Here is an 11,843-nt window from a genome sequence, read left to right as displayed (position 1 = left end):
GAGTCGCCCGGGCCCCGTCCGGGCCCGCCCACGTACCATGCGGAAGCGTGAAGCTGACAATTCTGGGCGGCGGCGGATTCCGGGTTCCACTCGTGTACGGGGCGCTGCTCGCCGATCACGCCGAGGGCCGCGTGACCGCGGTCACCCTCTACGACACCGACGCCGGCCGGCTCACCGCTATCGCCCGGGTGCTCGGCGAACAGGCCGCGAACGTCCCGGACGCGCCCGCCGTCACCGCCACCACCGAGCTCGACGAGGCGCTGAGCGGCGCCGACTTCGTCTTCTCGGCGGTTCGCGTCGGAGGTCTCGAAGGGCGGGCCACCGACGAACGGGTCGCCCTCGACCAAGGCGTACTCGGCCAGGAGACGGTCGGGGCGGGCGGCATCGCGTACGGGCTGCGCACCGTGCCCGTCGCCGTCGACCTCGCCCAACGCATCGCGCGGCTCGCCCCGGACGCCTGGGTCATCAACTTCACCAACCCGGCAGGCCTGGTCACCGAGGCCATGTCCCGTCACCTGGGGGACCGGGTCATCGGCATCTGCGACTCCCCGGTCGGCCTCGGCCGCCGAATCGCTCGGGTGCTCGGCGCCGACCCCGACCGATCCCGGATCGACTACGTCGGCCTCAACCATCTCGGCTGGGTCCGCGCACTGCACGTCGACGGCCGCGACGAACTCCCGCGGCTGCTGGCGGACCCGGAACTTCTCGGTTCCTTCGAGGAAGGCAGACTCTTCGGCGTCGACTGGCTGCAGTCGCTGGGCGCCATCCCCAACGAGTATCTGCACTACTACTACTTCAACCGGGAAGCCGTACGCGCCTACCAGGACGCCGAGCAGACCCGGGGCTCCTTTCTCCGTGAGCAGCAGGAGGGCTTCTACGCCCGGGTGAAGGACCCGGCCGCCCCCGCACTGCCGGCCTGGGACCGCACCCGCGCCGAACGCGAAGCCACCTATATGTCGGAGAACCGGGAGGTCGCCGGGGTCGGCGAGCGGGACGAGAGCGATCTGGAGTCCGGCGGCTACGAGAAGGTGGCGCTCGCCCTCATGCGGGCCGTCGCCCGCAACGAACGGACCTCGCTCATCCTCAACGTCCGCAACCGCACGACGCTTTCCGTGTTCGACACGGACGCCGTCATCGAGGTGCCGTGCCTGGTCGACGCGAACGGCGCCCGTCCCGTCGCCGTCGACCCGCTTCCGTACCACGCCGTCGGCCTGGTCACCGCGGTCAAGGCCGTCGAGCGCGCGGTACTGGACGCGGCGGAAAGCGGATCACGCGCCACCGCCGTGAAGGCCTTCGCGCTGCACCCACTGGTCGACTCGGTGACCGTGGCCGGACGACTCCTCGACGGGTACACGAAGGCCCATCCCGGGCTCGCCTATCTGAACCGGCCCTAGGCGGATACCGAAGCTGCCACGAACTCCGGTTGAGAGGAACGGAGTTCGCTGCTGACCAGGAGATGGAGCTGGGCTTCCAGCCACGCATCGGAGCGGGCGGCGAGGCCCTCCCCGTTCGGCGCGGCCCCGGCGTCCAGAGCGTCGAGGAAGGCGCGCAGCAGGGTCGCGGCACGGGTCAGGCCGGTGCGTGACAGCGCGGTCGCCGCCTCGTCGATACGGGAACGGGCGGGGCTGTTCAGATGGCGCAGTCCGCTGTGCGGCACCGCCGACATGGCGGATATCGCCTCGTCCAGCACCGCCGTCAGCGGATCGGACGGACGGTGCACCGTCGCTGCCAACGCCGTGGAACCGTCACCGGGCGCGAGATCGGGCACGACCACCCCGGCCGGGGTGAGCACCGCGATCGGATCGATCCGGATTCCACCACCGGAGCGGTGCACCGAACCACTGACGTGCGTGGCGCCGCCCTCCAGCGCGTCGGCCAGGGCGTCCAACGCACCGGGGCACTCCGGCCGGTAGCCCGACGTCACCAGCGCGGGGGTCCCCGAGGCATCGCGCACGACGGCTTCGAGGCGCTGCTCGGCTGGGTCGTAACCGACGCTCTCCACCTGTGACAGGGCGACGACATGGACCGCCTCCGCCTCGATCCGCGGCCGGATCAGCCGGGGCGGCCTGCCCTCCCAGCCCGCCGTCAGCGCGGACAGATCCCGTACGAGCAACGGCTCCGGAAGCTCCGTCCAGGCGGCGCCGACGGGCGTGATGGTCGTCGTGCCCAGCCGGCCCCGGGCGATCGTCAGCGCGCGGCTCGGCGTGCGCCGCACGCTCTCGCTGACCAGGCTTCCGGCGGCCAGTGAGCTCAGCGGCGTGGCGAGGACGCGGCGGGTGGACAGCAGATGGCCGGTGAGCTCCTTGCCCTCGCCAGCCGTCCAGGTCTTTCGCAGGACGAGGACGGTGCCCGCGCCGGGATGAGCGAAATACACCTCGCAGATCAGGGACTGCGGTGTGCCGTGGACACGGCAGCCGAGCGAGGTGAGCCGGACCCGGCGCAGCGGGGTGTCACCGGCATCGCGGCTACCCAGTACGCCGGGGAGCGCGCCGGCCCGCCTACGGGCGTACAACTCGGTGAGCAGGGCGGCGACCATCTCCGGGCGGTAGTGGGCGTTGCGGTCGGCGTACGCCGTGAGCTGGTCCGTCAACTCGGCGAGCGCACCCGCGGGCCAGTGCAGTGACTCGGCGGTCAGCCCGGCACCGGCCCGTGCCAGGGCTCCGCCGTGGACCGGTCCGACATGGGCCACGCCCTCCACCAGCAGCTCTCCCGCCAGCTCGACGGCCGCGTCGAGCGCGGGCCCGGCCGTGGGCGGCGCGGTGGCGCGTCCGCCGACCTGGACGGGGACGGGCCGCTCGTCGGTCCCCGCTGCGTCGGCGGCCCGGAACGCCCATACCGCGAGCGCCACCATCTCGCCGCGCAGCACGGCTGCCGCATCCGTCAGCGCGTACGCGATCTCGCCGGGGACCGGGAAGCGCACCGTGCAGGTGGGGAGTTCGACCCGGGGCTCGGAATGGTCCGGGGACGGGCGGTGCACAAGGGCGGCGTAACCCCGCTCGAAGGCGCGGCGGGCCGCGGCGAGCGGCCGGGCGCCTACGGCTTCGGCCAGGGCCGTGTCGTCGGTGCTGCCGGGGGACCAGTCGGTCACGGGGGCGGGGGCGGCCGTCCCGGCCTCGAACCCGCGCTGATAGGCCAGCACCAGGGCGATGAGGTGGCGGCACACCCCTGGTGCGGCGCAGCTGCAGTCGCCGTCGTCCAGACCGGTGCCGGGCGGCAGCGCCGTGGTGGTGCCGTCGTCGAAACGGGCTCGCACCGTGGTGTCCGGGTCGGTCATGAGAGCGGGCACCGTGCCCGCGTCCAGCTCCTTCGTGGCCCGTTTGACCAGGCCGCGGTTGGCCAGTGACGCGAGCGTGTCCGCGGTGAGGGCGAGCAGATCGGGGCGTGCGGCGACGGCGCCGCTCGTCGTGTCGGTCATCGGCCCAGCCTCTCGGCTACGAACTCGGCGAGGCGGCCAGGTGTCATCGCCCCGATGTGTGCCCCGGCCGCGGCGAGCCGTCCGGCCAGCTCACGGTCGTACTCGGGGTCGGCGTCCTCGTCGAGCGCGGCCAGCCCCAGCACGGTGCTGCCCTGCTCCACCAGCGCCCGCACCGTGCGCAGCAGCCGGTAGGGGTCGCCGCCCTCGTAGAAGTCGGTGATCAGCGCGACGATCGTGCGCCGCGGATTCTCCACCAGACCCGCGCCGTACTCCACGGCCCGCGCGATGTCGGTGCCGCCGCCCAGCTGGACCCGCATCAGCAGCTCCACCGGGTCGGTCACATCGGAGGTCAGGTCCACCACCTGGGTGTCGAAGGCGACGAGGTGCGTCTTGAGGCCGGGCAGGCCCCACAGACACGCGGCGGTCACCGCCGAGTGGATCACCGATCCGGCCATCGAGCCCGACTGGTCCACCAGCAGAATCAGTTGCCACTGCGTCACATGGCGTTGGGTACGGGAGTGGAAGTGGGCGCGCTCGATCAGAAGACGCCGCTCGGCCGGCTGGTAGTGGGCGAGGTTGGCCCGTACGGTCTGCCGGAAGTCGAAGTCCCTGGCCAGTGGCACCCGGCTGGGCTTGCGGGAGCGGGTACCGTGGAACGCCCGGCGGATCTCCGGCCGGAGCTTGGCCAGGAGCTGCTTCACCACCGACTCGACGATGCGCCGGGCCAGTCGCAACACCTGCGGGTTCATCAGATGCTTGGTGCGCAGCACGGCCCGCAGCAGAGTGGGGCTCGGCTCGACCCGCTCCAGCACCGCGGGGTCGGTGACTATCTCCTGGATGCCGTACCGTTCGACGGCGTCCCGCTCCAGGCGCTCGATGGTCTCCTTCGGGAAGAGCCGGTGGATGTCGTCGAGCCAGTCGATCGCGGTCACGGCGGACGGGCCGTCACCTCCCTGGCGGGGGGTGGTGCCGGAGCGGCGCACACCGCGTCTGGCGAGGTCGGGGTCGCGGCCGTAGAGCCAGTCGAGTGCGGCATCCCGGCCGGCGTTGCCCGGCCCCAGCGGTCCGGTGTGCCGTTCGGCGGCGGAACCGAGGACCAGCCGCCAGCGTTCCAGCCCGGCGTCGGGAGCCGTGCCGGTTCCTTCCCCGGGCGTGGGTGCGCGGCCGGGTACGTGTTCGGGCGTGGTCATGGGGTGGCTCCCAGTTCATAGCGGGCCAGCAGTCGGGACACGGACTCCTCCAGGGAGCGGGCCCGGGCGATCAGCAGCGGGTCCTCGGTGGTCCGCAGCAGGGAACGCGACGAGCCGCGCACCCCGCGCCGTTCCAACAGGCGACCGGCGATCCGGTCGCGTTCGCGTGGCGGGAAGAATGCGAAGGCCTGACGCAGAGCGGGCAGACCCGACAGGAATTCGTTGTCGGGCAGCGCGCAGACCAGGCTGTCCAGCACATCGATCAGCGACTCCGCGCCACCGCCGCGCTCGTCCCCGCCCTCGTTCCGCACCGCGCCCGTCACCTCGTCGCGGGCGAGCGCGAACAGTCCGGCCAGCCAGTCGCCGAGCGCATCAGTACCGGCCGTCACGACCGTACGTACCGCCTCGGCCGGGTCCCCGGAGGTGTCCGGGCCCTGCGCCAGGGCCCGGTGCAGTCCGAACGCGGCCCCGCGCAGATCGATCGGTGCCTCCGGATCGCCGCTGATCCGCCACGCGATCGCGGCCGCCGTCTCCCGCGGGACGGAGAGCAACCCCGGCGCGTGCAGCAGGGCGTCGCGCACCGCGACCACGGCCCGCAGACGAGGGAAGTCCACCCCCGACGCACCGCGCGCCCCCTCCAGAAGCCACAGCAGCCGACCCGTCGCCCCGTTGATCACAGTGGCGAGCAGCGGACCGCGCGCCACCCCGAACACCCGGTCGTGCCGCCAGAGCCCCAGGGCCGTGGAAAGTATGTCTCCGAGCGATCCGGCGTGCTTCAACTCGCCTACGCCTGAGGCCAGGTCACCGAGCAACTCCTCGGAGAACCCGTCCATCCCGCACAGCACGGCGTCGAACAGCACCCGGGCCAGGCCATCGGCCTCGGCCGCGGCGTCCCGCGTGCGCTCGGTGAGCGTGGCTGCCGCCGCCTCCGACAGGGTCGCGCCGTAGGCCCCCGCCTCCACCAGCGCGGCCTCGCGCCCCGAGACGGACCGCGCCTCCCAGCGTTCGGTGCAGACCGGGTCGATTCCGCGCTCGGGGCCGGCCGTCCGCCCGTGACCGGGAATCCCCAGCACCCGCAGCCGGTGCAGCACCCGGCTGCGCTCCAGGTCGGTGGAGACCGTGAGATCGAGGCGGTACAAGGCCTCGGGGCCGCCGTCGAGCGCCAGCCCGGCCAGCTGCGCCGCCACATCGTGAACCAGTGGCGGCGCCGGAGTGCGGGGATGGAGTTGACCGGTGCGGTCGCCGCTGCAGGCCGCCACCATCTCGACGACCGCAGGATGGGCCCCGGTCGTCAGCGTGCCCCGGCTCGTCCACGGGAGCGGGCGGTCCAGGTCGTCCGTGATCAGGGCGCCCGCGAGACCGTCCAGCACATCGATCCTGGCGGGGCGCGGATGGCCGCGCAGCGCCGTGAGTCCCTGGGCCAGACTCCGCGCGGCGATCAGATCGGCGGTGGAGACCGGGAACCTGCGCGCCCGCAGCCGCTCGACGACCACGCGCAGCAAGCCGTCCGCCGCGGCTTCGGGGCCCGCCTCCCACACGTGCTGGTAGTAGCCGGGTGACGGCATCCCCGACTGGTACCCGGCAAAGGCGTCCAACTGCCGGAAGGAGTACGGCACGAGGAAACTCCCGGCCATGGCCCCGTCCGGCGGGGCGGGCACCACCGGCCACCCGTCCGCGCTCCGCTCCCAGCCGTCGCCGTCGGCAGCGCTCCCCCCGCCGGATCCGGTGAGCGCCCGGAGCGCGGGCTGGTGGAAGCCGCCGGTCACCACCAGCACCGGCCGGTCCCCGGCCCTGGCGACCGCCGCCCGGACCCACGCCGCCATGTACGTTTCGCGCGCCCGGTCGCCGGCATCGGCTTCCGCGTCCCCGCGCACCAGCGCGAAGTACGCGTCGAGCCGCTCGGCGAGACCGTCGTCGGGCTCCACCTCGAACAGGCGGTCCCACAAGGCGTCCGAGGAGTCCACCGCGAATTGTCGGCACAGCCGCTCCGTCGCCTCCGCGTAGCGGACCTCCGCATCGGCATAGCGGTTGGTGCGCTCGGCGAACGCCGGGTGCCAGGCAGGCAGATCGATGAAACGGACCTGCGCCCCGGCCGCCCGCCCCGCCCGCAGCGCGACCCACTCGGGCGAGTAGTCGCAGAGCGGCGCCCAGGACGTCGCGGACCGCTGCCCGTCGCGGTAGTGGCTGAACACCGCGACCGGCAGCTCATGCCCGAGCAGCAGCTCGTCCAGCCGTCCGTTCATCTCGGCGGGACCCTCGATCAGCACCTGGGCGGGCCGAAGCTCCTCGATGGTCCGCTCGACGAGCCGTGCGCAGGCCGGGGAGTGGTGACGCACCCCCAGGAACACCGCGGACATCAGTCGGCCAGCAGATGGCGTGCGTCGTACAGGGCCTGCCACGCCGGGCTGCGACGGCGCGGCACCTGCTGCTCCAGATAGCGGCGCAGCCGGGCCAGGTCTTCCGGGCTGTCCTTCGCCGCCGTCCCCGCCAGACACGCCACCACGTCGGCGGCACTGCCCGGCTCGCCGCGCAGGAACCAGCCGCGCACGCCCACGGCATGGGCGACCGAGACGGCCTCCGCGGTACTCATCACCGCCGAAGGACGGTCCGAGCCCCCACCGGGGCCGCCCTTCCCGCCGGCCCCTGCACGCAGCTCCCGGAACGTACCGACCAGGACCTCCAGCACATCCCGGTCCGGCGGCGGCTCCACCCCCGAACGCCGCAGAAGAGTGGTCACCTCCGCCTCGACAAGCGCCAGTTCGGTGTCCAGGTCGGGGATCGGGAACACGGTCTCGAAGTTGAACCGCCGTTTGAGCGCCGCACTCATCTCATTGACGCCCCGGTCCCGGGTATTGGCCGTCGCGATGACATTGAAGCCCTGCCGGGCGAAGACCATGTCGTCCGGCCCTGTCAGCTCGGGGATCGCCACCACCCGCTCGGAGAGCAGCGACAACAGAGAGTCCTGCACCTCCAGCGGACAGCGGGTGATCTCCTCGAACCGCACGAGCCTGCCCTCCGCCATGCCACGCAGCATCGGAGCCGGGACCAGCGAGCGGGTGGAGGGCCCCTCGGCGACCAGCAGTGCGTAATTCCAGCCGTACTTGATCTGGTCCTCGGTGGTGGCCGCGCCACCCTGAACCGTCAGCGTCGAGTCCCCGCTGACCGCGGCCGCGATCAGTTCGGAGAGCAGCGACTTGGCGGTGCCTGGCTCCCCGACCAGCATCAGCCCACGGCTTGTCGCCAGTGTCACCAGTGCCCGGTCCACCAATGAGGGATTGCCGACGAACTTCCGGCTGATACCCGTGTCCGCGTCACCGATGACGAAGCGGCGCGCAGCGCGCAGGCTCAACTCCCAGCCCGGCGGCCGCGGATCACGGTCACCGGCCCGCAGTGCGGCCAGCTCCTCGGCGTACCGCACCTCTGCCGGTGGCCGCTGCACCGGAGTCGGACCGCCGTCCGGTGTCTCAAGGCGCGTCTCGTTCCGTACGGTCATGATGCGACGCCCTCGGTCAGTTCCGACAGGTCGCCGAGGAGTTCGGACACGGTCACCGCGTCCAGGTCGGCGAAACGGAGCAGGTGGCTGCGACTGTCCCAGTGATCGTTGGGCCGGCCGTCGAGCCAGACCGTTTCGAGGATCTGGTCGGGGAACATGTCGACCACCCCGACCGCGATGCCCTCGTACAGCGCGATCACCAGATAGCAGTCGTCGGTCAGCCGCTTGGAGATCCAGCGCTCCACTCCGGCGTCCTGAGGCGCCCCGCGCTCCCAGCCTCGCCGCTCCAGCCCCAGGACCTTCCCGGTCGGCACCTTGAGGCCCTCGAACCTGGTGAGCCGGTAACCCGACCTCTCCTCCTCGGACAGCACGAACACGGTGCGTCCGAGCTGCGCGAACGGCTGAAGGATCTCGTAGTCGGCGAACACCTCGGACCAGGTGGCCAGTTCCTCCCCGAGATGCAGCGGGTGCGCGAGCCGCACGGTCGCGTCGTCGGTCAGGGCGAAGACATCGTCCTCCGCGTCGGCGAACGTACGGTCCTCCGCGACCCGGAACGCCGTGCGCACGTCGTCGCCCGTCTCACTCAGCCAGACCAGTCGGCGTACCAGATGCCACAGCAGCGGATGACCGACGAACAGCTCCTGGAACTCCTGGGCCGTCCAGGAACGCCCGGTCACCATCGCGGCCTCGAGTCGGCGCACCTGGTCGGAGGCGATCGTCCGGACGTCCTTCTTGAGCGCCATGAACCGCTTGCGCTCTGCCGGGGCGAGCTCCGCGTCGTCCCGGGCTCCGGGCTGCGGCAGATCCTTGCGGCGCTTGCCGTCACCGTCCAGCACATAGGGCCGCAACTGCTCGTCGAAGCCGACCGTGAACGAACGGGTGCCGTAGTCGACGACCGTCGAACCGTCCGCGTCCAGACCGAGGTCCGGCACCAGACGGTCGGAGAGCTGTTCCCCGGTCAGCCCGAGCCCCGCGGCGACCTCGGCGATCTTCTCCTGGGCGCGTGCCTTCAACGCCTTGAACTTCACCCGCTGCGAGATGCCGTGCAGATGCAGGAGCGCAACGTCGGTGCCGATGGACGCCAGCACATCAAGGCCCTCCACCGCCCGGTGGTGCGCACCCTCACCGGGCCAGGACCGGATGACCGGTGTGAGCCGGCGGACCGTCTCGTCGTCGCCCAGCAGTCCCAGCGCGTGCAGCGCCCACGACTCCTTCGCGGGCAAATTGGCCAGCTGCCACTGCTCGAACAGGGCCCATGCGAACTCGGCGAGTGAAGTGGTATCGGCCGTCTCGACGAGCGAAGCGGCCCCCGGGTACACCTCGCCGGGCTTCGACAGCGCCAGCATCGTCAGGGCGTGGCGCACCGACTGCGCCGGCAGCGCACCGCCGGAGCGGACTGTGATCTGGGGCAGCAGCGAGGGCTCCGCCCAGCCCGGCAGCACAGGCATCTTGACGGGCAGCGCTCGCTCCAGCGGGTCAGCGGCCAGCAGCGCCTCCACCGCGGCAGCCGCCTGCGTGCCGTACGCCCGGGCGGCATCGCGCACCACAGTGTCGCCGTGCACCGTGGCGATCAGCGTCAGTGCCCCTTCGGCGGCGCGCCGTGCGGCACCCGCCTTGCCCACGGCGTCCGGCACCAGGAGCGGGGCGGCCGCGATGCCGTGCCGGGTGAACCAGGAACGAGCGGTCGCCGCAGTGGACTTGAGCCGTGCCGCCCAGTCCGCCATGTGCCGGGCGACCTGCGCATCGACGAACGGGAGCAGCAGTGGGGCGAGCGCACCGGGCTGCCGGGGCACGGCGCGCAGCAGCAGTGGCAGCGCGGCGAGGCCGAAGCGGGCGGCGATCGGCTTGAGGGTGTCCTCGCCGTCCCACAGGTCGGTCGGATCCCAGGTGGCCAGCAGCGGAGCGACCAGTTCCTCGGGCCCGTGGACGAAGACCCAGGCCGGCCGTAGATCGCCCACGGCCAAGTCGTGATGCAGGGTGGCGGTGTCCTTCTCCCAGTCGCCGTTGCTGTGCCTGGTCGTGTACCAGGAGGAGCTGGCCGCCCATGCCGTCTGCTCCTCGGGCAGCCACTCCAGCGAGGGCTCGGACACCGTGGTCAGTCCCGTCACCACCACGGCCTTGGCATGGGTGCGGGGCCGGGACCACGGCGGCGCCGTCAGCACGGTCGGCAGGGCGTCCACGGGTGCGTCGGCGATCAGGTCCGCAGGGTTGAGCAGCGGTTCGACGATCTCCACGACCTCGGCGTCCAGATCCTCGAGTGCGAGCGAGACCAGATCGTGGTGGGCGCCGATATGACCGCGCAGCAGTTGCAGTGTCCGGCTGGACGACGCGGCCGAGGTGCCGCGTGCCTCGGCGGCCAGCAGCCGCACCGCACGTACCGGATAGCGGCGTATGGCGTCGAGGAGAGCCGGGCGGACATACTTGGAGTCCGCATGGGCCAGCAGGGCGAGGAAGGCCTCGTCGGTGGGGAGCTCGGCCAGGGAGTTGGCAGTGAGCTTCACGCCGTCGGGGTAGTAGTGGTTGCCGTTGAGGGAGTCGGCCAGCAGGGGAGCGATAGCCGGTCCGATGCCCTCGGCGACCGTCGCGATGAACGCGACGCTGTCGGTGAAGGCCGGCCGGTGGGGGAACCGCGCCATCTGGTCGGCCGAGTTCAGCGAGCTGAACACCATGGCGCGCAGGGTGTGGTCCCGCTCCGCGCTCACTTCGGGGTCCGTGCAGAGGTCGTCGACCCAGCCGGCCTCACTCGGTACCAGATAAGAGACGATGATCTTGCGCAGGGCATCGGTGCGGCACCCGGCCAGCGCCTCGACCGTCTCCCGGTAGGTCTCCTCGTCGGCCACGGCGAGCAGCGTACGGACCCGGTCCATCGGCAATCGGCGGTCCCTCGCCCAGTACGCGTGGCGCGGGCCTGCGAGTGCCTCCAGCCGGGGCGCGCTCCGCCGGTGGCCGCTCTGGTGCCAGTCGGCGTCGACCGAGAACAGCTCGACCGCGGCCCGTGCGGCGAACGGCAGACCGTAGCGCTCGGACCAGTGGTCCGCCCACGCGGAGTCGGGCACGGGAAGCTGGACGACCGAGGCCAGTACGGCCGCTCCGACCGGCGAGGGGCTTCCGGCGGCATGCGACCGGAGATGGTCGGCCAGCCCCGCATCCGAACGCGGCGCGTCCACGAACTCCTTGATCCAGGACGCCTCTTCGACGATCCGGGTCTCGACCTTCTCGAGCGTCTCCTTCCGCGCCTTGCCGGGCACCCGGTGCACTCCGCCGCGCCGGGGGTGGAGCGTTCGCCGCCAGCTCGCGGGAAGAACAAAGGTGTCCTCGTCGGGCAGAGCAAGAGCGTCCGCTTCGGGAAGCGCAGGAGTGTCCGCTTCGGGAACCGCGCCGGGCGCGGTTCGAGTCGCAGCCCCTGTTCCAGTTGCGGCCCTCGCAGTCGACGCCCCCACCTCGCGGTACCCCTTCTTCTCCTTCTCCGCGATCGTCTTGCGGACCTGCGCCGACGCGGCCTCGGCCGACGCGTACTCCTTCGTCTGCGTACGCCCGTCGCTCCCGCACCGCCCGTAGCGCACCGTCACCACGGCACCCTCGGCCTCGGTCTCCCAGAACTTCGAGGCACTGCCCTCGACGTACTCCCAGCGGCGCACGGCCCCGCCCCCTTCACACCCGGACAGCCCGCCTGCCGCGGGCTTTTCGATCAGTGGTGCCACAGTAGAACGGACCACTGACAACGCAGCGTGACCGGGGTGTCCGG

General features: G+C 72.1%; 6 protein-coding genes. 1 reads left to right on the top strand and 5 read right to left on the bottom strand.

Annotated elements, in window-relative coordinates; all coding sequences use genetic code 11:
• Nucleotides 1-47 precede the first annotated feature (47 nt).
• The gene (locus tag OG609_RS05155) at nt 48-1,394 is read left to right on the top strand and encodes a 6-phospho-beta-glucosidase (RefSeq protein ID WP_327271682.1); all 1,347 of its coding nucleotides are present in this window, start codon (nt 48-50) and stop codon (nt 1,392-1,394) included.
• Here the strand turns inward: OG609_RS05155 and OG609_RS05150 are convergent.
• From OG609_RS05150 to OG609_RS05130, 5 genes are read right to left on the bottom strand one after another with little or no spacing between them, the layout of a single operon-like run.
• Nucleotides 1,391-3,415 carry a hypothetical protein gene (locus tag OG609_RS05150; RefSeq protein ID WP_327271681.1) on the bottom strand — a complete coding sequence of 675 codons (2,025 nt, stop codon included), beginning with the start codon at nt 3,413-3,415 and terminating at the stop codon, nt 1,391-1,393. The two genes, OG609_RS05155 and OG609_RS05150, sit on opposite strands and share 4 nt — an antisense overlap.
• Nucleotides 3,412-4,605 (bottom strand): VWA domain-containing protein, encoded by a 1,194-nt coding sequence (locus OG609_RS05145; RefSeq protein WP_327271680.1) that lies wholly within the window; start codon nt 4,603-4,605, stop codon nt 3,412-3,414. Before OG609_RS05145 ends, OG609_RS05150 begins: the two co-directional genes overlap by 4 nt.
• Nucleotides 4,602-6,962, bottom strand: a complete 2,361-nt coding sequence (locus OG609_RS05140) for a DUF5682 family protein (protein ID WP_327271679.1) — start codon at nt 6,960-6,962, stop codon at nt 4,602-4,604. The genes OG609_RS05145 and OG609_RS05140 overlap by 4 nt, the downstream gene beginning before the upstream one ends.
• A complete protein-coding gene (locus OG609_RS05135) occupies nt 6,962-8,098 on the bottom strand; it encodes an ATP-binding protein (protein WP_327271678.1) in 1,137 nt (378 codons plus the stop codon). The genes OG609_RS05140 and OG609_RS05135 overlap by 1 nt, the downstream gene beginning before the upstream one ends.
• Nucleotides 8,095-11,736: a DUF4132 domain-containing protein gene (locus OG609_RS05130; RefSeq protein ID WP_327271677.1), complete on the bottom strand. Its 3,642-nt coding sequence runs from the start codon at nt 11,734-11,736 to the stop codon at nt 8,095-8,097. Before OG609_RS05130 ends, OG609_RS05135 begins: the two co-directional genes overlap by 4 nt.
• Nucleotides 11,737-11,843 lie beyond the last annotated feature (107 nt).

The organism is Streptomyces sp. NBC_01224, assembly GCF_036002945.1.
Lineage (GTDB): Bacteria > Actinomycetota > Actinomycetes > Streptomycetales > Streptomycetaceae > Streptomyces.
The sequence above is the reverse complement of the archived record's forward strand: the minus strand, read 5'-3'. Positions and strand labels throughout refer to the sequence as shown.

Bases quoted from the DNA above. Each gene is read 5' to 3' on its own strand.
- OG609_RS05150 (WP_327271681.1), bottom strand. From the start codon at position 3,415: ATGACCGACACGACGAGCGGCGCCGTCGCCGCACGCCCCGATCTGCTC.
- OG609_RS05145 (WP_327271680.1), bottom strand. From the start codon at position 4,605: ATGACCACGCCCGAACACGTACCCGGCCGCGCACCCACGCCCGGGGAA.
- OG609_RS05140 (WP_327271679.1), bottom strand. From the start codon at position 6,962: ATGTCCGCGGTGTTCCTGGGGGTGCGTCACCACTCCCCGGCCTGCGCA.
- OG609_RS05135 (WP_327271678.1), bottom strand. From the start codon at position 8,098: ATGACCGTACGGAACGAGACGCGCCTTGAGACACCGGACGGCGGTCCG.